This window comes from Enterococcus viikkiensis, assembly GCF_005405345.1.
Classification (GTDB): Bacteria; Bacillota; Bacilli; order Lactobacillales; family Enterococcaceae; genus Enterococcus_A; species Enterococcus_A viikkiensis.
The window spans coordinates 82,280-103,720 of sequence record NZ_BJDW01000009.1 but is presented as its reverse complement, the minus strand read 5'-3'; the positions used below and the strand labels follow the sequence as shown (position 1 = coordinate 103,720).

The window sequence follows — 21,441 nt, the reverse complement described above, 5'->3', positions numbered from 1 at the left end:
CTACTCATCAAACAAACTGATAACACGTTGACCATCAGCTGTTTCTTCTGTTTCCGATTGCTCCGCCACTGGAACAGCTGGAACTTCTTCTTTATTGTCCAACAGACTGCCATCTTCTTCTAACGTAAACTGAACGTGGCTTTCAATCCATTTACGTCTTGGCTCAACTTTATCACCCATTAAGGTCGTGACCCGACGTTCTGCCTTAGCAGCATCATCAATCCGGACGCGAACCAACGTACGATATTCTGGGTCCATCGTGGTTTCCCACAGTTGTTCCGCATTCATTTCTCCTAGACCTTTATAACGTTGCAACGTATAGCCTTTACCGACTTGCTTAGTTACATCTTCTAATTCTTCATCTGTCCAAGCATATTCCACCACTTGTTTTTTTCCAGCACCTTTTGAAACTTTATATAAAGGCGGCAAGGCGATGTAGACTTTCCCTGCTTCAATCAATGGTTTCATATAACGATAGAAGAAAGTCAATAACAACACTTGAATATGGGCCCCGTCAGTATCCGCATCGGTCATAATAATGACTTTGTCGTAATTACAATCCTCGATAGAAAACTCCGGACCAACACCTGAGCCAATCGTATAGATCATTGTGTTGATTTCTTCATTTTTCAAGATGTCTTGCATCTTCGCTTTTTCGGTATTGATAACTTTTCCTCGCAACGGCAAGATTGCTTGGAACTTCCGGTCACGGCCTTGTTTGGCCGAACCACCGGCAGAATCTCCTTCGACTAGGAACAATTCATTTCGAGCGGCGTTACGAGATTGAGCGGGCGTTAATTTACCAGAAAGTAAGGATTCACCTTTTTTACGTTTTTTCCCATTACGACTTTCTTCACGGGCTTTGCGGGCAGCTTCACGCGCTTCACGCGCTTTGATCGCCTTACGAACTAACATCTGGCTGTTTTCACTATTTTCTTGTAAATAAAACCCCATTTGCTCGCCAATCACATTATCGACGGCCCCTCGAGCTGCTGGTGTTCCTAATTTTTCTTTTGTTTGACCTTCAAACTGCAAAAGATTTTCTGGGATGCGAACAGAAAGTACCGCAGACAAGCCTTCTCGGAAGTCTGATCCTTCTAAATTTTTATCCTTTTCTTTCAATAAACCTGATTTACGAGCGTATTCATTAAAGGCTTTCGTCATTGACGTTTTCATCCCTGACTCGTGTGTTCCACCATCTTTTGTTCGAACATTGTTAACAAAGGAAAGAACATTTTCAGAGTACCCGTCATTGTATTGATAAGAAAATTCAACTTCGATTCCTTCTCGTTCACCGGAAAAATAAACCACTGGTGTCAGCGTATCTTTGTCTTCATTCAAATATTCAACAAATTCTTTGATACCTTCTTCAAAATGGAAGATTTCTTCTACTTTTTCTTCTCCCCGTAAATCAGTTAGGACGATCTTCACCCCACGTAATAAGAAAGCTGATTCTCGTAACCGCTCAGAAAGCGTTTCGTAAGAGAAGTGCATCGTCGTAAAAATTTGATCGTCTGGTAAAAAATGGACAGTTGTTCCATTAGGTTTTCGGGTTTTGCCGATCTTTTTCAGCGTTCCTTGCGGTTTGCCGCCATTTTTGAATTCTTCGCGATATTCCATACCATCGCGAACAATCGTAACTGTCAGCCATTCAGAGAGTGCGTTTACCACACTAGCACCGACACCATGCAACCCACCAGAAGTTTTATAGCCGCCTTCTTGTCCGAATTTTCCTCCCGCATGAAGGATGGTAAAGATGACTTCTACTGTAGGAATTCCTGAGGCATGCATTCCAACCGGCATTCCCCGACCTTTATCGCTAACTTCTATGCTGTTATCAGCATGCAGCGTCACAGCAATCTCACTACCGTAGCCAGATAATGCTTCATCTACCGCATTATCGACGATTTCATATACTAGATGATGCAAGCCACGACTATCGGTCGAGCCAATATACATCCCTGGTCTTTTTCTAACTGCTTCTAATCCTTCAAGAACCTGGATCGAAGCGTCATTGTATTCGTTGTTCATCTTAGCCAAGCTTACAACTCCTTATCTAAAGTACATCATTTGTATGATACGCTAAAAGACGATAAAAAAAAAGCCTCTCCTAAACATGAAAAGGCGTTTTTCTATCTTTTTTAATAAATTCGGCACGCTTTTTACACGCGCTTATTTAATTCAATCTTGATACAACGGTCCATCACAATATCGCTGCGGCCCTTTGAACGTAAGACTTCCGCTGCTTCAGCACTGTATAAGCCAAGCTGTGCCCAAAAAACTTTAGCATTTGTTTGTAAAAATTCTTCTGCCACCGCTGGTAAAAATTCACTGCGGCGAAAAATATCGACAATATCAATCGTTTCTGGTACGTCTGTCAGTCGAGCCACTACTGGAATGTCGTTAACTGTTTCACCGGCTAGTTTTGGGTTAACGCCATATAATTTATAACCATGGCCTTTTAACACCTCGGCAATTTGATAACTGGTTTTTTCAGGCTTGTCACTTAAGCCTACGACTGCGATAACTTTGGCATCGTCTAAGTATTGAAAAATTTTATTTTGTTTCGGATTTTGAAAACTCATCTGCTTTCCCTCACTTGATCGTCATTTTAATTACTCCATGTAGTATAGCACGTGATTTTGAATTTGTTCACTGATTTGAAATCTGTTAAAATAGCCTTACTAACAGAGAAATGAGGATTTATATGAAAATCGCTATACTAATCGTGTTCGCTTATCTTTTAGGCTCCATTCCATCTGGCATTTGGATTGGAAAAATCTTCTTCAAAAAAGATATTCGAAATTTCGGCAGCGGAAATTCAGGAACCACGAATACCTTTCGAGTCTTAGGAAAAGCCGCTGGACTGATTGTTTTTGCGATGGATTTATTAAAAGGAACCTTGGCTACTTGTCTGCCTATCATTTTCCACTTAGACGTCAACCCTTTATGGTTTGGATTAATCGCAGTCATCGGTCATACCTTACCAGTCTTTGCCGACTTTAAAGGTGGTAAAGCAGTCGCTACTAGCGCCGGGATGATCTTAGGCTATTCACCGTTGTTCTTTTTTTACTCGCTCGTGTTTTTCTTGATTGTTCTTTATCTATCCAGCATGGTAAGTGTAGCAAGTATTTTTTCCGCTATTTTTGTTACTCTTTCATCAATTGCTTTACCGTATATTTGGCCCGCTATTTTACCGACGCATAATTGGCTGCTAACCTTGGTTTGTTTTCTACTGACTTGTTACATTATTTATCGTCACAAAGAAAATATCCAGCGCATCAAAGCTGGTACAGAAAATCGAGTATCCTTTGGCTTAAATAAAAAGGAAAAATAAATGGAGAAACAATTGGTAGATTGAACGATAGCATGACAGAACTTAGCTTAAACTGTTCATTCACAAAAGGAGCCAGGACATAATGATGTCCTAGCTCCTTATTTTAGCTTACGGTAATCGAAAATTCTGTTTTAAAATGCGCCTTTGCAGCTAAACGATTCATGCCTTCTTTGTCTTCTAAACGACCGTTGCTGTCGATCGTATCCGCAAATCCCCACCAAGGTTCAATGCAGACAAAAGGCGCTTCTGCCGGGTAAGGCGACCATAAGCCTACATAAGGAATATGGTTATAGGCCACCGTAACACTGTGAGAAGAGTCTTCACTCCCCAAGGTATACGCGTTTAACCCTTTTGTTTCATAAATCAATGCATCTTCTTTAAACAACTCACGACTTAATTGGATATTCGTATTGGTCTGTCCAATGGTCTTTTGAGCCAAATTCGTAAACGGTCCCTCCAAAGGAATTTTTACCCGTGATTTTTGTGGTGAGAAGGCGATAAAATAATCCTCGAATTGCAACTTGTCCGTCAATGGAATATTGAACGCCGGATGCCCACCTAATGCAAAAATCATTTCCTCTTCACCAGTATTTTCTACATCAAAACGAATCCGAACACCTTCACCCCAAATCTCATAGCTGACCGTCAAAGAAAAGTCAAAAGGATAAACCTTTCTCGTTTCCTCATCACTGGTTAAAACCAGTGTGACTTTTTCCTTCGTTTGTTCTAGCACCTTAAACTCTTTATCACGAGCAAACCCGTGCTGTCCCATAGGATAAGTCTTACCTTGATATGAATAGTGATTGTCTTTCAGGCGTCCGACAAACGGAAATAAGATTGGCGCGTGACGACCCCAATATTGGGGATCTGCCTGCCAGATATACTCAATCTCATTAGCATGTAGGCTAACCAATTCTGCGCCTTTTTCATTGATCGTTGCTTTCAAAAAATCATTTGTAATTGTTACTGACATAAACATCCCACTTCCTATTTATGGCGTACCAGCTCTTCTTTAAACAATGGATTCAAGACTTTCAAATACGTCCCCTTCATTCCAAGTGAACGTGATTCAATGATACCTGCAGATTCCAATTTACGCAACGCATTCACAATTACGGAACGAGTAATGCCAATTTTATCCGCGATATTCGAAGCCGTCAAACGACCTTCGTCTCCTTCTAATGCGTCGAAAATTGCTTTGACCGCTTTCAACTCACTGTAAGAAAGGGTACTAATCGCCATTTGAACCGCCGTTTGACTACGGATTTTCGCTTCAACATTCAGAAATTGTTGATACAATATTTCCATTCCGATAACTGTCGCACCGTACTCCGCTAAAACAAGATCATCGTCGTTAAAATCACCTTCTGTCCGAGCCAAGATAATCGTTCCTAAACGTTCTCCGGACCCAAAAACTGGTACAACGGTGGTTAACCCGCTAGGATATAATTCAGCTCGTTCGGTTGGAAAAGCAGTCAATTCATTGACGATTGGAATATTTGCCTCGGTCTTAAAAACTTCCTTCATTTCAGAGACATAACGATCCGGAAACTGGCGGTCCACTAAAAACGAACGCACTCGATCTGTATTGATATCAATCTTTTCATTTAAACCCAACAATTTCCCCTCGGCCCCGATAATATAAGTCAGCGACCCCAACACATCCCCTAAAATACGCGCCATGTTATTGTAAGGTAATTCGGCAGTTGGTTCGAAAGCATTTTTTTGCTGCATCAACTTATTGATTTGGCGTGTTTTTTCTAATAATGTTTCCACTTTTTCCCCTCCATTTTTAAAGAATGTAACGGCTTAAATCTTTGTTTTGTGCAATTGAGACTAATTTTTCATCAACATACGCTTCCGTAATCGTGATTTCTCCCATTTGCATATCCGGTGCTTCGAACAATAGATCTTCTAATAATTTTTCTAAGATTGTATGGAGACGACGCGCCCCAATGTTATCAGTTTCCCGATTCACATCAAAAGCAATTTGCGCAATTCGTTCGATCGCTTCTTGAGTGAACACAATGTCAACATTTTCTGTTCCGACTAAAGCGATATATTGTTTGATTAAAGCATTGTTTGGTTCCGTTAAGATCCGAACGAAATCTTCCGCCGTCAAATCGCTTAATTCCACCCGAATTGGGAAGCGTCCCTGTAATTCAGGAATCAAATCGCTTGGTTTCGACAAACTAAATGCGCCACTGGCAATAAACAAAATGTGATCCGTTTGAATCGCACCGTATTTCGTGTTAACTTGAGACCCTTCTACAATCGGTAAAATATCGCGTTGAACGCCTTCTCGAGAAACTTCCCCAGAATTTTGCTGCGATTTCGAAGTAATCTTATCAATTTCATCAATGAAGATAATCCCAGAGCTTTCAGCCAATTTGATTGCGGCTGTGGAAATATCCCCTTCATTAACTAATTTCGCTTGTTCTTCTTTTACTAAAATTTCTTGAGCCTCTTTCACTGTAACCGTCCGCTGTACTTTTTTATCCGGCGTCAAGGCTCCTAGCGTATCTGACAAATCAATCCCCATTTGTTCCAAGCCATTGTTCATTGGCATCGCTTTTTTCGGTTCGCTAACCTCAATTGTGACCTCACGTTGATCCAATAAACCTTTTTCTAATTGTTCAAGAACGGTTTGGCGATTCACTTTGATATCTTCGGTCACTTCTTCTTTTGGTTCATTCTGTGTTTGATTGAAGATAGTCATCATTTGCTCATAGGGATTATTACTTTGTTTTTGTTCCTTTTTAATTCCCGGAACTAACAGTTTCACTAACCGTTTATTCGCTCGTTTTAATGCTTGTGTGTAAACCTTTGAATATTTCTCCTTCTCAACGATAGTAATCGCATGTTCTACTAAGTCTCGCACCATTGATTCTACATCGCGACCTACATAGCCGACTTCTGTGAATTTCGTTGCTTCAACTTTGACGAAAGGCGCTTTGACAATACGTGCCAAACGGCGAGCAATTTCTGTTTTACCGACACCCGTCGGTCCAATCATTAAGATATTTTTAGGGGTAACTTCTTGTTGCATCGATTCTTCCAGTTGCATACGACGGTAGCGATTCCGCAAAGCAATCGCCACTGAGCGTTTCGCATCATTTTGACCGATGATGTATTGGTCCAATTCACTTACAATTTCCTTAGGTGTTTTATTCACTTCAGTCATGTTGATTCTCCTTACTAAGATTAATGAACTTATTTTCGTCCATAGATCATTCCAATATACTTATTTTTACTTTATGCCTCACTGAGTATCGTTGTGAAGGGTCTAATTATTTACATTTCTTCAACAATAATATTATGGTTGGTAAAGACACAGATGTCGGCTGCAATGTTTAAGGCACTTTCCGCAATTTCTTTGGCGGTCATTTCTTGATTGTGCTTTTTCATTGCTCGAGAAGCTGCCAAAGCATAATTACCGCCCGAACCGATTGCTAAAATACCATCGTCTGGTGCAATGACTTCCCCATTTCCAGAAACAAGTAGCATTTCTTCTTCATTCATAACAATCAGCAAGGCTTCAAGATTTTTCATCGCTTGTTGCGTCCGCCATTCCTGTGCCAATTCAACTGCTGCTCGTTGTAGGTTTCCATTGTACTCGTTTAGTTTGCCTTCAAATTTTTCTTCTAACGTAAATGCATCCGCAACACTTCCAGCAAATCCGACAACGACTTTACCGTTATAAATACGACGAACTTTGCGGGCAGTTCCTTTCATGATGACTTGCTCGCCCATAGTTACTTGACCGTCACCAGCCATTGCTAATTTTCCGTCTTTTTCGATCGCACAGATCGTTGTTGAATGAAATTGTGATTCAGACATGTGATTCGCTCCTTTTTCATTTTAAAGAATTTATTTTTCCAGGTTCAGGAAAAATAAGTTTGATTTTCAAGCCGTATATCATTCCACTAGATACTTTTGTAGTAATCTAGCTCTTCTTTACATCTTTTTCTTTTACTGGTACAAAACTGCGAAGAGTGGAACTGACATCCTTTTTCATTTTAGAGAATTTATTTTTCCAAGTTCAGGAAAAATAAGTTTGATTTTCAAGCTTACCTAGCAACCTAATTATTCACTTGATTGTAGCTCTTATACTTTTTAAGCTCGTGGATGAAACGAGCGGTAACTTTTTTGTAAGCTTTCTTTGGTTACATGGGTGTAGATTTGAGTTGTGGACAAATTTGCATGGCCCAACAGTTCTTGAACTGTTCGTAGGTCTGCGCCGTTGTTCAACAAATGCGTCGCAAAAGTATGCCGTAACATATGGGGATGAATATCACTATTGAGACTGCTTTTTTTGATAATCTGATTTAAAACGTATTCAATTCCAGTGGCAGTAATCTGGTCCCCTCGATGATTGATGAACAGATAATCATGTTCCTTGCCAAAATGATCCATCAAATATTTACGACCATCATGAACAAACTCTTGGATCGCATCCGCCGCGTAAGAACCTAATGGAACATAGCGGTCCTTGTTGCCTTTTCCGTGAATCAATAACACATTGTTATCAAAATCAATCACTGACAAGGTAAGGTTAGCACATTCACTGACCCGTAGGCCGGAACCGTATAGCACTTCTAGTAGTGCACGATTTCGTTGCTCCAGCGGCTTATCTCCCTCAACGCTGTCAAAGAGGATTTCGATTTCTTTTTCATAAAAGAACCGCGGCAAGCGTGCCTGCTTTTTTTTAAGATGAACATAAGAAAAAGGATTTTCATTTATATGTTTATGTTTCAAAAGATATTGATAAAAAGATCGGAGACTAGCGATCTTTCGGCTGATCGTATTGCGACTGTACTTTTGATCATTCAAAAAGGCTAGATAGACCCGAACATCTAAATGATCGACTGTCAGTAACGACGCTTCACCAGAATTTTCTAAGAAACGGCAAAAATCATTTAAGTCTCGTTGATACGCTTCTTTGGTTTTTTCTGAATAACCTCGCTCGGTCATTAAATAACTGATAAATTCATTTATCGCTGCATCATTTGTCAACGTTCTTCTCACCTCACAAACATATCACAAATGTAGCATAAGCACTTTTTAATTACAATTTAATTGTCAGAATTTATTGACTTTTCACGAATATACTAACAATTGTTTACAGAAATTTCATAATTACTGTCAAACAGTACAGGATTGCCCCTATTTTTGTTTAAATAAAAAAGTCTTGTTGCGAACGCAACAAGACTTTTTTCTAAGTATTCATTTCTGCTAAACTATTTAGCGCACGTTCCGCTAATGATTCGTAGCGTAATTTTTTATCGCGAATCCGTTCCGGCAAACTTGGGAACAAACCAAAATTGGCATTCATTGGTTGGAAATGTTTGCCCTCAGCATGAGTGATATAATAGGCCATTGATCCGATCGCCGTTTCTCGCGGAAATTCGATCAGCTCTTCGCCTTTTGCTAAACGAGCGGCATTCAGGCCGGCAACCAAACCGCTGCCGGCGCTTTCGACATACCCCTCCACTCCGGTCATTTGTCCGGCAAAGAATAAGTCTTCACGCTGCTTGCTTTGATAAGTCGGTCGTAACAATTCCGGTGAATTCATAAAACTATTGCGGTGCATCACACCATAACGTAGGAACTCAGCCTTTTCTAGGCCAGGAATCATTTGAAAGACCCGTTTTTGTTCGCCCCATTTTAAATGAGTTTGGAAGCCGACGATATTGTACATCGAAGCCGCCGCATTATCTTGGCGCAATTGAATCACTGCGTACGGACGTTTGCCAGTCTTAGGATCTTCTAAACCAACTGGTTTCATCGGGCCAAACAGCATTGTTTTAACGCCCCGCTTGGCGAGCACTTCAATTGGCATACACCCTTCAAAGAATTTTTCTTTCTCGAATTCTTTTTGTGGCGCTACTTCTGCTTCAATCAAGGCGTTGTAAAAACGCATAAATTCTTCTTCCGTCATGGGACAATTTAAATAGGCAGCCTCACCTTTATCGTAACGTGATTTTAAATAGACCTTTTCGCGATCAATCGTTGAGCTATCAATGATTGGTGCCGCAGCATCGTAAAAATAAAAGCCATGTGATCCGTTGAAGCTTGCAATCTCTTCAGCTAAAGGCTCTGAGGTCAAAGGACCAGTCGCAATAATCGTGATCCCTTCAGGAATCTTTGTCACTTCTTCAGCAATCACCGTCACTAACGAATGTTCTTTTACTTTTTTCGTAATTAAAGCAGAAAAATTATCGCGATCGACCGCTAGCGCACCGCCAGCTGGTACAGCCGTCTCATCGGCTGATGCAATCACTACTGAATTTAAGCGGCGCATTTCTTCTTTCAAGACACCCACCGCATTGGTTAGCCCGTTACCTCGTAGAGAATTACTACAAACCAATTCCGCAAAATCGGCGGTATGATGTGCCGGTGTTGTTTTCACCGGACGCATTTCATATAAATTCACAGGGACGCCAGCCTCCGCCAGCTGCCAAGCGGCTTCACTGCCAGCCAAGCCTGCCCCAATCACATTCACTGTTTTGACCATTTATACCTCACTTAAACTTTTTTATTTTTGGACGACTTCTTCGTAATCACCATTAATACAGACGACTTGCTTGCCGCCTTTGACTTTCTTCTCAACTAAATAACCGTCACATTTCGGACAGTTCCGACCAACTGGTTTATCCCAAGACGTAAAATCACAGTCCGGATAACGAGAACAACCATAGAATAAACGATTCTTTTTCGATTTACGCTCAACGACTTGACCTTGATGACAAACCGGACATTCTACGCCGATTTCTTTAATGATCGGTTTCGTATTGCGACAGTCTGGAAAGTTACTACATGCATAGAACTTACCGTAACGACCTAATTTAATCACCATTGGATGACCACAAACATCACAATCAAAGCCAGCTGGTTCATCTTTGATTTGGATTTTTTCAATGCCTTCTTCGGCTTTTTCTAATTCCACCGCGAAAGGCTGGTAAAAACGATCGACAACTTTAGTCCATTCTTCTTTGCCGTCTTCTACCTTATCCAAATCGTTTTCCATTTCCGCTGTAAAGTTGACGTCTACAATTTGTGGGAAGAAATCAACAATCAAGGTATTAACAATCTCGCCTAATTCCGTTGGTTCAAAGCGTTTTTGAGTTAATTTCACATAATAACGACGTTGGATCGTATCCAATGTTGGCGCATAAGTAGATGGGCGGCCCACACCGTTTTCTTCTAATGTCTTAATCAACGTTGCTTCACTGAAACGCGCTGGCGGTTGTGTGAAATGTTGTTTTGGTTCGATATCGACCGATTGAACGATGTCGCCTTTTTCAACTTCTGGCAAAATATTTTCTTTGTCTTCTTTGCCATCATCGCGGCCTTCAATATAGACTTGCATGAACCCTTTAAATTTGATTTTTGAACCATTAGCAATAAAGATTACACCATTTTGTTCTAAAGTCACTTTCATCGTATCCAGGATTGCAGCAGTCATTTGACTGGCAACAAAACGTGACCAGATCAAGGTATAAAGTTTTAATTGATCCTTGTCTAAATACTGCTTCATTACTTCAGGGGTCCGCTGAACACTAGTTGGCCGGATTGCCTCATGGGCATCCTGAGACCCTTGTGGATTTTTCACTTTACGAGCATGGTGTTGCGAATACTCTTTGCCGTAAGTCTTTTCGATGAATTCAGCCGCCTCTGTTTTGGCAGTATCAGAGATCCGGGTCGAATCAGTACGCATATACGTAATCAAGCCGACAGTTCCTTGTTTGCCAAGGGCGATTCCTTCGTATAGTTGTTGAGCTACCATCATGGTTTTCCGGGTTCGGAAGTTCAGTTTGCGAGCCGATTCCTGTTGCATATTACTAGTGGTAAAGGGCAACGCTGGATTGCGTTTGCGTTCCTTTTTCTCAACTTTAGTCACTTCATAGTCCTTGCCGTCAATTCTAGAAGTTACTTCTTTGACTGCTTCTACGTTCGGCAATTTTTTCTTCTTGCCGTCTACACCCCAAAAATTCGCTTTGAATTTTTTCGTCTTCTTTTTGAAGTTTCCGTCAATACTCCAGTATTCTTCTGGAATAAAATCACGGATTTCTTGTTCGCGATCAATGATCATTTTTAAGGCGATCGATTGCACACGACCTGCACTCAAGCCTTTCTTGACTTTTTTCCAAAGAATTGGCGAAATCGAGTAGCCTACCAAGCGGTCTAATGCGCGGCGTGCTTGTTGGGCATCAACCAATGAAACATCGATGCTACGCGGCTCTTTGAAAGCCGCCTTCACTGCATCTTTTGTGATTTCATTAAAGACCACCCGGTTTTTATCTTCTAAATCAAGTCCCAACAAATAAGCCAAATGCCAAGCAATGGCTTCCCCTTCTCTATCCGGGTCGCTTGCGAGATAAACTTTTTGGGCTTTTTTTGCAGCTTGTTTCAAACTTTTAATGACGTCACCCTTACCACGAATGGAGATATAATGGGGTTCATAGTTGTTTTCTACGTCAATTCCCATTTTACTTTTTGGCAAGTCGCGAACATGTCCAACACTCGCTACCACTTTGTAATTTCTTCCTAAATATTTTTCAATGGTCTTTGCTTTTGCTGGTGATTCTACAATTACTAGGTATTTATAGGCCAAATGTTTTGCCTCCTTATTTTTTTCTTCTATTATATATCGGCAACTACTGACAAATCGTAGCCTATAATACGCTATTCATTTTTTATTTGTCAAGTCAGGTCTAATGAAATTTTTTCAATAAATCGTAGGAATCAAAAATATCCTGTGTTTTTTCTACACAATTTGCACCGTCTTGAATCAGCTGATGACAACCACTGGAACGACCATCTAGAATCGATCCAGGAACAACAAAAACTTCCTTGCCATAGTCCAGGGCTTGTTGCGCGGTAATCAATGAACCACTGCGTTTTTTAGCTTCTATTACTAATACACCGCTGCTTAAACCAGCGATGATTCGGTTGCGCATGGGAAAATGAAATTTAGCGGGCATGGTCCCATTAGGGTATTCGCTAAGAACCAGATGATGTTGGCTCATCTCAATTTGTAAATTCCCACTAGTTTTAGGATAACAGATATCTAAACCGGTTCCAACAATTCCGATAGTTTTTCCTTGATTACTGATCGCAAATTGATGGGCGAAGCTATCGATTCCTTTTGCTAACCCACTAACAATTACAAAACCGCGCTTCGTGAGATCCGGCATTAGGGCTTGTAATACTCGATAACCATACTTTGTCGCTTCTCTGGCTCCAACGACCGCCAACATTTCACGTTTTAATAAGTTTAAATTTCCTTTATAAAATAAAACCAAAGGCGGTGTGGAAACATAGCGCAGCGCTTCGGGATAGTCCGCGTCTTCAATCGTAATAAAATCATGCGTATTGATAATCTCCTGAAGTCGGTCTTCGCTCCAGTCATTCCAATTATTAGGTTTTGTTGAGTGAGAAAGTAAGCGAAGCTCTAAGCTTTCAAACTGCCACCGTTGATTTCGTTTAGCAAATTGATAGATTCGTTGCTTGCCAACAACTCCGATGCCCTTAGTCAGACTCAAACGCAATAAAAATTTATTTTTCAAAAAAATCCCTCTTTTCAGCTCTTTATTAAAAAGATACTGAAAATAGAAGGATCTCATTTTAATTTATTTTTAATTGGGGCAAAGGTTTTACGATGAATTGGTAAAATCCCTTGTTCTTCGATCGCCATTAAATGCTCCTTCGTGCCATAGCCCGCATTTTTGGCAAAGCCATAAGAGGGATAGTGTTCGCCGTACTGAGCCATCCATTCGTCGCGATAAACCTTTGCTATAATACTAGCAGCCGCAATTGAGACCGAGCGGGCATCCCCTTTAATGATTTTTTCTTGCGGCAGTCCATTTTCTAAAACCATTGCGTCGATTAATAAACAATCGGGTGAAATTGTTAAATGATCGATCGCACGCTGCATCGCAACTTTAGTCGCTTGATAAATATTTAACTGATCAATTTCTTCAGCAGTTGCTTCTCCGATTCCGATCGCTCGGGCATTTTTCTTGATTTCCGCAACCAATTCTTCCCGCTTATGAGCAGAAAGCTGCTTAGAATCGTTTAATCCTAAAATCGTATGGTCCTCATTTAAAATAACTGCGGCAGCTACTACCGGTCCGGCCAAAGGACCTCGACCCACTTCATCAATTCCGCAAATTGCTTGAAAACCTTGCGCTTTTTTTGTAGCTTCAAAGACCGACATCCCTTGATATTTTTCAACTAGAGCTTGCTGTTTATCTTGCTGTCTTTGCCATTGCAAAAGGGCCTGCTGCACACCTTTTCGCGAATCTTCTCTAAAATTAGCTAGTCGAATATCATCTGCTGCCGTAATTCCCTTTAATTGTTCTTTGATCGCGCTGATTGATAATTTTTCCATTACTCACTTAGCTCCTCAAAACGATCCAAAGTAAAGCGGCCTAGTCGTCCTTGTCGCAATTCTAAAATCAACATCTCACTAGCCCGTTCATAATCATCCTTGAAACCACGTTTTTCCGTGATCACCATTAATAACTTTGGCAATTCTAAAAACAATTCATCATCTGATAATTTGTATCGTTCCTTCAATTGTTCTGGATAAAAGCGTGAAAAGAAATCCAATTGATACAATGCTAAGTCATCTAAATGTAACAAATCATCTTTAATTGCACCAGTCAACGCCAATTTTTTACCAACCTCTGGGTCTTCAAATTTTGGCCATAAAATCCCTGGAGTATCTAGGAGCTCGAGCTGTGAACCAAACCGTAACCATTGCTGCCCTTTTGTCACACCTGGACGATTACCAGTACTAGCAACTTTCTTACCTGCTAAATGATTCAACAAGGTTGATTTTCCAACATTGGGAATCCCTAAAACCATTGCACGAATCGCACGCGGTTTCAATCCCCGTTCTTTATCCCGGGCGATTTTCTCCGCTAAAACCTTCTTACTAGCCGGAACAATTTGCTTCACACTTTTATCTTCTTTAGCAGTTAATGCTAATACCGCATGACCTTGTTCCCTGAAATAATTTACCCATAAATTTGTTTGGATCGGGTCTGCCAAATCGGACTTATTCAATAGGATCAACCGTGGCTTTTGTTGCACAATTTGATCCAACATCGGATTGCGTGAGGATAATGGCAATCGTGCGTCAATTAATTCAAAAACGATATCGACAAATTTTAATTTTTCAGAGACTTCACGCCTCGCCTTCGCCATGTGACCAGGAAACCACTGGATCGTACTCATTATATAAAACTCCTTTCATATCAAGGTTTTAAGAAGCTAATTTCTGAAAAATTCAAGTAAAATATGTGGCATAGGACAATTGCCATTTCTATTTTAATAATGTATTCTTCCCATACGTTATCTTATAACCATGTGTCTCCCGCATTTTACCATAAATTATTTCAATATCAAGTACTAGTCATTCTTCATTTAACTCATTAACTACTTTCCTGTCAACGTTATTTTTATTGAACTTGTTTTATAATCAGCAATAATTTATAGAGCGTTTTGACTTCTAAAAGTCTAAAAATAAAAGTTGCTTCTATTCTTTACTTTAAAAACCCATTTACTTTTTAGAGCTTACAGCCATATACTTTAGGATAAGTTTTAAAAGAAATTTTGATACTATCTGGTTCCTGAATAGAGATTCGACGTAGAGTTTACTAATAGTTTGGAGTTCTCTATCCTATCTACGATCGATTTGGGTTAAGTCTGACTTCAGCGCTAGCTTTCAACTATGTTATTTTGAAAAATCCGAAAATATGTAGAGTCATATTTTTGGTCCCTATAACTCTACAATTCTCCTTTCAACCTTCTTTCAAATAGTTCCTAATTTTATGAATAGCCATACGATAGAATTTTAAGGATACTTGTGTTCGATATTCAAATTATTCCTTACAAATTCATATTAATTGGTTTGAATTACCAGTTTCTTTTCTCATTCTGTAAAAGAAGCCAATTCCCACATGACCTTTTTCCTCCATTTCTAAAAATACTTTTGATTTATTGATCTTCAACATTTCTTTTACACTGTTCTTTTCAATCTTACCGTTCTATTTAACTTCTCTTCGTAAAAACAACAGTGTTAACATGCCTAAAGACAATAACCAAAATTAAATAGATATATCTGAGTATTGAAATTCAAGTATCCAGACAATTGTCCTAAAATGAAAACTCGGTATCACTACTCCACCATAAGATATAAACAAAAAGCAGAGGTGTAACAATAGTAAGTCACACCTCCGCTTTTTTATACACCTGTCATTAATGCTCTCACAAAATCAATCCGTCTGAGGAAGCCTTTGTAACTGGTGGCGTTTCCCCTTTTCTTCTATTCTATTTATCGAGGCGGTGACAAGAAATAGCTAACTTCAAGTGACCAAAAAACGTCACGTTAACTTCTGCTAAAACAGTCACTGAATTTCACCGCAATAAAGCTGCTTCGCTCCGTTTATTTGAAGCTAAAGAGGTACAACTGGAATCCGTCGCACCTCCGATACTCATTACCACCACAACTACTTAAAATCAGTTTTATTCAACAATCACTAATTTTTCCGGATCTTCTTGTTGCCTTTCGGTCATAACGATCGGTGCGCCATCCGAAAAATAATTGGTAATTGGCTTGTGTTCTCCGCTATTTTCTTTTACGTAAGACTTTTGGTACGCTGCCATAATTTTAGGTTGGTATTTTTGACAAATACTCAATTGTTCCTCTTTGTTAAGATTTTTTACAGATTCCTTCATCTTTACTTTTATTGAGTCAAATCCCTCTTGTCCAGTTACAGTAATTCCCAACACCTCTCCATCGGATTCTTCCACGATTTTATCAGTCTCTTTTTGAAATTCTGATTGCTGAGCTTCAGTTGAAACTGACATCTGGTTAGTCGAACTGACAGCTGTACTAGATTCTGTTCCTTGCTCTGCATCATTACCACAGGCACCTAAACCGATCACACTAACAAGTAATAAAAATAGGTTTGTCCATTTTTTCATCTACTTTCTCCTTTTCTACTCTTCTCATTTTATCCAATTTATTTCTGTATATTAAATTGAAACATTTAAAGACAATTGAATTGGCGTCTTTGATTAACATTTTATACGCAATCAAAAGAAGGCCTTTTTCACTCATTGCGATCAAAAATTAGTTCGATTTTTTTTGATTGTGTACTACCTTTGATAACACACCGATAACCAATATAATCCCTATCCAAATCCAATTATTTAATTGATCATTCGTTTGCGGAAAATTCTTGTTTGCTCTATTTGAAGCAGCATTAGCAGAATATTTGCCAGCATTTCCGTTAGTATTATCATCTGTCGAAGGAAGATTACTTGCATTTTCCTTCGATTCTTCTGTTGTGTTTGGTGAATTATCCTCTTCCTTTTCACTATCTGGATCAGTCTTTTCAGGTAGTCCCTTCTCTTCTACTTTTTCTGGACTATTTAAAAAGACATTTCCAAAATTATCTTCTGTCAACATACTTAAAGGTGTTGTTCGTTGATAATCCACATACCATATTCCTTTTTCTGTTCCTTGAATGGCTTCATGAATTGTTACTAAACCTAATCGTAATTGTTCCAAAGTAAACTTATCAGGGTTTTCTTGTAGCGGCTTCCAATTACCTAATTGATAAAAAATATTATATTTCTTAATCTGCCACCTTGCTTCTAGCTCTAAATTGTTCGTATATCCTTTTAGTACAGTCGGTGCTTTTCTGCTTTTATCCCCTGTACTTGTAGGACTATAATACCAACCGATGAACTCATAACCCTCTTTAGTTGGATCTTTCAAACTCAAACCTTCACCTGGATTCTGACTTGTCGGATTGCCTGGATCCATTCCGCCATTCAGATTGTAGGCTACTTGATAATTTTCCGGCTGATCTTTAGTAATTGCATGAAGTGATGGCGCCATTGAACATTCTATTAAGGTCTGATCCTCTGGCCAAGTTTTAAGTAACTCTAGAGCGACTGCAGGGATTCCCTCAGGATGTGTTTCATCAAAATAGACTGCTACAATATTCATATTCTCTTTAGCTACCTCTTTAAGAACCGCCGTAACTTCCCCATTTTTGACGGGGTGTTGCTGGGTATGCGTGCGTTCTACTCCAGATTCATCGTAAAGATAAAAAGCTACTTTTCCAGTTTCACTGGAATTTTCTATCGTCGCTTTGACCTCCAAATCACCCATTTGATTCAAATAATATCGAGTATCTTGCCGGTCGAATGGTATAAATTGATTGAGCCGATCGGCTGATGCTACCAACTCTGCCTTAATATGTGGATCGTCGTGTACTTGACGTCTTGCAGTTGCCAAAGTGAACCGCGCCGAGTTGGATACTGCATCTTTTCCTGAACTGCCTTGGGCAGCGATGGCGCGATAATAACCGTTATCCTCATCTGTGACTGAATTAATTCCTAAAATCGTTCTATTTTCTAATTGCTCGATTTCGTGTTTTTCTGACCCTTCTAGCATCAGCCATTTCCCGTTGTAACTATTTGAACTAATTTGATAACGACTCCAGCCAAAGCTAATTTCCTCTTCAGCACTCGTTAAATCTGCTTCAAATTGCGCTTTTTCCCCCAACAATCCTGAGACATCTTTAAGAGGATTAAAGGTCAGCTCGTCTCTTTCAGCTAAAGTTGTTACTTTCAAATAACTTTCCAATTGATTGTCCCCAGTAGCGATTGGCTGTAAAGGACTGTACACCGGTTTTCCCGTTTGTTTATCTGTATAGATAGACCGAATGCGGTAACGATATTCCGTACCTGATTTCAAGCCGCCTACTATAAAACGATTCGTTGGTTCATCCTCTGTGTTCAGATCGACCTCCCCACGTTTTTTATAAACATCGCCGATATTGTCGCCCATCGCCTCATAGATCTCAATTTTTTCTGGTTCTCGGTTTTCTCGATAGTCATTTTCCCATTTTAGTTCGATTTCGTTACTGCCCACTTTTGAAATATGTGTTTCTTTTGGTACATCCGGTGAAAGTGGTTGCCCATCTTTTAGAGACACTAAATGTCCAATGACATATGGATGATTATCCAAATAGATTTCTCCGTCTTCATACTCAATGTCATCGATACCATTTTCAATCGCACTTGTCCGCCAAACAGCTGGCTTCACTGAATAATTGAATTGATTTTGATCATAGCTGGAATCCGTAAAAATATTGTCCCTTTCAGTCTTTATACTGGGATACATATAAGAAAAAGTGGTGCCAGATGTTTTAATATCGGTAAACAATTGACTACCAAATCCTTCAACCCTCGCATCCACATCACATTCAAAAATGATTCCAGAGTATTGATAGCCTACTCCAATTCCCGCCTGGACATCCCATCCTTCGCCAGTACTAGATTGAGTGTTGATTGTCAATGCATATTCGTCGACACTACTCATCTTAGAATTGATCTCGATCGTCTTTTCATACTCTTGGTAGGTTCCAATTTTTTCTTTGTCATCAAAATAATTCGCTTCTTTTGCAATCGGAATATTCTGTTGACCTCCAACTTTTGGGTAAGAGGAAGGATCCCCCACCTGATAATTGGTCGTTCCAAGTAACTGATTCATATCAATATCAGGATAATTAATGGCTTGTTCTTTTGCTTTTTTAGCCGCTTGTTGATAGTCTGTCACCGGAATATGAGCAAAATTGGCAGGTAATATTTGGGGGATCTCCATATTCTCCACTTCACCTTCACCACCAAGCTCTTCATTAACAATAATATGATACTTATGTGTAACAATTGGTTGGGTTTGCATCACTACACTATCCTCGGCTAAGGAAGTAAAACTCCGTTCTTCCGTTGTTTGCTTCTGTTTAGACGTTTCATGAATATAATGAGCCGCAGCTTCAAAGCCAAATCCCCCTTTATTAAATGGCCCTCCCCAAGCAAATTTGGCCGCCATTGAACCGCCTACTCCCCAAGAACCACTCTTTTCATGTCCTTGTCCGGTCGCAATTGAAAACTGGGTACTGCCTAGTGCATCATCATCATCTACTCGGGAGAGCTCTCGCCAATAAGGATTGGCTTGCATGACTGCTAATATTTGTGGCTTCGACCAGCCGGTATGCTTACCCAAGTATTTGATTTTCATTTGATCCTCATCTACATTGATTGGAACAACCGTTAAGAAAGAACCATGATCATCTTTGTCTTTTTCATTTATGATATTGTCATGATAGGTTGTTTTAAGTTTCTCTTCCGATTCTATTGAAATGCCCATATCTAAATAAACATCGTTCATTTGACCATCAAAGTCACCACTCACGGTTACTAACTGTTCTGTTGCTTCTTGTGTGTTTAAATGAGCAAAATACGCCGAATGAATAAAGGGTTGTTTATTGGTTCCAGAAAGCTTCATTTCACTCTTCTCTAAAAGTTTGGCTTCTTTGAAAATTGTTGCTTGGGATTTTTCCCTATCCGATTTCAAACTACCGGAATCAATATCCACTATTCGTCCGCCCAAAAAAATACTATCATTAAATGTACCGACATGATAATTGCCTAAAGCCAAAGGAATCGGCTGTCTCAAATCGATTTTACTGTGTTTTTTTACTGATGCTGGTTTCGACAAAATAAGATTGTATTCTGGTTCATTCTGGTTATTGGCAGCATTCTGTTCATAAGTGATTAATTGAACTAAATTTTCGTCGTGATTTTTCCCATTTCGGCCAGCAACTACTAATTCATCCATTGTATCTCCATTTAAATCACCGGTTTGACTAGCTAAGTATTCAAATTTTTCATTGTCGCCTTCAAATTGATGAGCAAAAATCTCTTGAAATTTGGTTGCTTTTTTTCCATTCTTGGCAAAACTATAAATTGATAAGGTGGAGTCTCCACCTCCTGATCCTTCAGGGGTAGAAAGACTAATAACCAAATCCTCTATTTCAATTTCCCCACCCGTATTTGTCTGGCTATATTTTTTTGCCAACGTCGATTTAGATAATTGAATGAGCGGTAGATTTTTCCAAGCCCCACCATTTAGAGAGCGCTCTACCTGTTTTTTAACATCACTGTTCCAATTTGTCCCATTTGCCGAAGAGGCCACATCTTTAAGATAGATTTTTGTTAAATTCCCTTTAGTTCCGTCGTGTTCAAACAAACCTAATTTGGGATCGTACCCAAAAAATGTAATATAACCGCCTTGATCAAAACCCGAATCTTTTCTTGTGCTCGGACAATAAACAGCTACTTCTTCAAGTCCATCCCCATTAAAATCACCGGCAACCATTGCGCTTAATCCGCTGGTATAATCTGCTGGAACTTCCAGTAAATCATATTTTTTATCTGTACCACTATCCGCTAACAAAACTTTGTGTCTAGTTACTTTTCCCCCGTTATAGCCAATGGATTCAAAATCCTTTGTATAAGAAGCTCTTTTTGATAACTGCATCATCATGCGGTTATAGCGCGTTTCATTTTTCTCAGTTTCTACATCTTTTGCTTTCCCTGCACCATAAAACGTTTCTAATAATAATGCAGGTTTGTCTTTTCCTTCACCATAAAAGGACACTGCGTTATTAAACTGATATTCAAAATCCTCTTTATCATTGAAATAATGGTAGGATTTCTCTTGCGTATTTTTTGCCTTTTCCCAACTATCGATATCTATTTTCGATTCATTTATAGGTGTACCTAACGTCTCTAACAACCGGCGTTTTCCTTTGTATTTACCATCACCATCACGGTTCATATACCCAACATATAGTTCATTTAAAGGATAAGACTCAAATCCTTCTAAAGGATCTGTACTTGTTGTAAATTCTGCTGGATCCTTAAGCTCCAGGCCAAAATTTTGATAGACTACATCAGGAACTGCATTGCTCCTTTCGTCACCCTCTGCTGCCCATACTTCCTGTTGTCCCGATGCTGTATAGAACGAACACAAACAAAGTACCAAGACCATACACCTCAACCAACTTCTTTTCATTCGTTAAACTTCCTCCCTTTTTACCCTACTTTCCGAACAATCCATTCAATTTTCCAAGGATTTAAATGATTAACATAGATACATATTCATTCAATCACTGCACCTTTTAGAATCGATTTGCCACGTGTTCTTACAGAGTCGCTATTTCTAAAAA

15 protein-coding genes are annotated in these 21,441 nt (G+C 39.5%); 1 reads left to right on the top strand and 14 read right to left on the bottom strand.

From position 1 onward, the window contains the following. Positions 1-2,031: a DNA topoisomerase IV subunit B gene (gene parE, locus FFM67_RS06440; RefSeq protein WP_137613785.1), complete on the bottom strand. Its 2,031-nt coding sequence runs from the start codon at positions 2,029-2,031 to the stop codon at positions 1-3. Positions 2,032-2,162: 131 nt separating this feature from the next. Then, on the bottom strand, positions 2,163-2,585 hold the full coding sequence (locus FFM67_RS06435) for a CoA-binding protein (RefSeq protein ID WP_137613753.1): 423 nt from the start codon (positions 2,583-2,585) through the stop codon (positions 2,163-2,165). Positions 2,586-2,707: 122 nt separating this feature from the next. Here FFM67_RS06435 and plsY point away from each other — a divergent pair, with 122 nt between their 5' ends. Further along, entirely contained in the window at positions 2,708-3,337 is a 630-nt protein-coding gene (gene plsY / locus FFM67_RS06430; protein WP_137613752.1) for a glycerol-3-phosphate 1-O-acyltransferase PlsY, read from the top strand. Between the two features lie 103 nt (positions 3,338-3,440). On the opposite strand, the gene FFM67_RS06425 is transcribed toward plsY, so the two are convergent. The 12 genes from FFM67_RS06425 to FFM67_RS06370 form a co-directional block, all read right to left on the bottom strand. Continuing rightward, positions 3,441-4,310 (bottom strand): aldose 1-epimerase family protein, encoded by an 870-nt coding sequence (locus tag FFM67_RS06425; RefSeq protein WP_137613751.1) that lies wholly within the window; start codon positions 4,308-4,310, stop codon positions 3,441-3,443. A 14-nt stretch (positions 4,311-4,324) separates the two neighbouring features. Next, positions 4,325-5,113, bottom strand: coding sequence for a GTP-sensing pleiotropic transcriptional regulator CodY (gene codY / locus FFM67_RS06420; protein ID WP_137613750.1), 789 nt, complete (start codon positions 5,111-5,113; stop codon positions 4,325-4,327). A 16-nt stretch (positions 5,114-5,129) separates the two neighbouring features. Further along, entirely contained in the window at positions 5,130-6,521 is a 1,392-nt protein-coding gene (gene hslU / locus FFM67_RS06415; protein ID WP_137613749.1) for an ATP-dependent protease ATPase subunit HslU, read from the bottom strand. Positions 6,522-6,631: 110 nt separating this feature from the next. Beyond that, positions 6,632-7,177, bottom strand: coding sequence for an ATP-dependent protease subunit HslV (gene hslV, locus FFM67_RS06410; protein ID WP_071861206.1), 546 nt, complete (start codon positions 7,175-7,177; stop codon positions 6,632-6,634). 276 nt (positions 7,178-7,453) lie between these two features. Further along, a complete protein-coding gene (gene xerC / locus FFM67_RS06405) occupies positions 7,454-8,353 on the bottom strand; it encodes a tyrosine recombinase XerC (protein ID WP_137613748.1) in 900 nt (299 codons plus the stop codon). 202 nt (positions 8,354-8,555) lie between these two features. Next, positions 8,556-9,854 carry an FADH(2)-oxidizing methylenetetrahydrofolate--tRNA-(uracil(54)-C(5))-methyltransferase TrmFO gene (trmFO, locus tag FFM67_RS06400; RefSeq protein WP_137613747.1) on the bottom strand — a complete coding sequence of 433 codons (1,299 nt, stop codon included), beginning with the start codon at positions 9,852-9,854 and terminating at the stop codon, positions 8,556-8,558. 21 nt (positions 9,855-9,875) lie between these two features. Continuing rightward, positions 9,876-11,954 carry a type I DNA topoisomerase gene (topA, locus tag FFM67_RS06395; protein ID WP_137613746.1) on the bottom strand — a complete coding sequence of 693 codons (2,079 nt, stop codon included), beginning with the start codon at positions 11,952-11,954 and terminating at the stop codon, positions 9,876-9,878. Positions 11,955-12,054: 100 nt separating this feature from the next. After that, the gene (gene dprA, locus FFM67_RS06390) at positions 12,055-12,909 is read right to left on the bottom strand and encodes a DNA-processing protein DprA (RefSeq protein WP_246042945.1); all 855 of its coding nucleotides are present in this window, start codon (positions 12,907-12,909) and stop codon (positions 12,055-12,057) included. A 53-nt stretch (positions 12,910-12,962) separates the two neighbouring features. After that, a complete protein-coding gene (gene rnhB / locus FFM67_RS06385; RefSeq protein ID WP_137613744.1) occupies positions 12,963-13,733 on the bottom strand; it encodes a ribonuclease HII in 771 nt (256 codons plus the stop codon). Next, positions 13,733-14,584 (bottom strand): ribosome biogenesis GTPase YlqF, encoded by an 852-nt coding sequence (gene ylqF, locus FFM67_RS06380; protein WP_137613743.1) that lies wholly within the window; start codon positions 14,582-14,584, stop codon positions 13,733-13,735. Before ylqF ends, rnhB begins: the two co-directional genes overlap by 1 nt. Positions 14,585-15,874: 1,290 nt before the next feature. Next, positions 15,875-16,336 (bottom strand): hypothetical protein, encoded by a 462-nt coding sequence (locus FFM67_RS06375; RefSeq protein WP_137613742.1) that lies wholly within the window; start codon positions 16,334-16,336, stop codon positions 15,875-15,877. A gap of 148 nt (positions 16,337-16,484) precedes the next feature. After that, the gene (locus FFM67_RS06370; RefSeq protein ID WP_137613741.1) at positions 16,485-21,287 is read right to left on the bottom strand and encodes an InlB B-repeat-containing protein; all 4,803 of its coding nucleotides are present in this window, start codon (positions 21,285-21,287) and stop codon (positions 16,485-16,487) included. Between the last annotated feature and the right edge of the window lie 154 nt (positions 21,288-21,441).

Coding starts and splice junctions, on each gene's coding strand:
- parE (WP_137613785.1), bottom strand. CDS start 2,031: ATGAACAACGAATACAATGACGCTTCGATCCAGGTTCTTGAAGGATTA.
- FFM67_RS06435 (WP_137613753.1), bottom strand. CDS start 2,585: ATGAGTTTTCAAAATCCGAAACAAAATAAAATTTTTCAATACTTAGAC.
- plsY (WP_137613752.1), top strand. CDS start 2,708: ATGAAAATCGCTATACTAATCGTGTTCGCTTATCTTTTAGGCTCCATT.
- FFM67_RS06425 (WP_137613751.1), bottom strand. CDS start 4,310: ATGTCAGTAACAATTACAAATGATTTTTTGAAAGCAACGATCAATGAA.
- hslU (WP_137613749.1), bottom strand. CDS start 6,521: ATGACTGAAGTGAATAAAACACCTAAGGAAATTGTAAGTGAATTGGAC.
- hslV (WP_071861206.1), bottom strand. CDS start 7,177: ATGTCTGAATCACAATTTCATTCAACAACGATCTGTGCGATCGAAAAA.
- trmFO (WP_137613747.1), bottom strand. CDS start 9,854: ATGGTCAAAACAGTGAATGTGATTGGGGCAGGCTTGGCTGGCAGTGAA.
- rnhB (WP_137613744.1), bottom strand. CDS start 13,733: ATGGAAAAATTATCAATCAGCGCGATCAAAGAACAATTAAAGGGAATT.
- ylqF (WP_137613743.1), bottom strand. CDS start 14,584: ATGAGTACGATCCAGTGGTTTCCTGGTCACATGGCGAAGGCGAGGCGT.
- FFM67_RS06375 (WP_137613742.1), bottom strand. CDS start 16,336: ATGAAAAAATGGACAAACCTATTTTTATTACTTGTTAGTGTGATCGGT.
- FFM67_RS06370 (WP_137613741.1), bottom strand. CDS start 21,287: ATGAAAAGAAGTTGGTTGAGGTGTATGGTCTTGGTACTTTGTTTGTGT.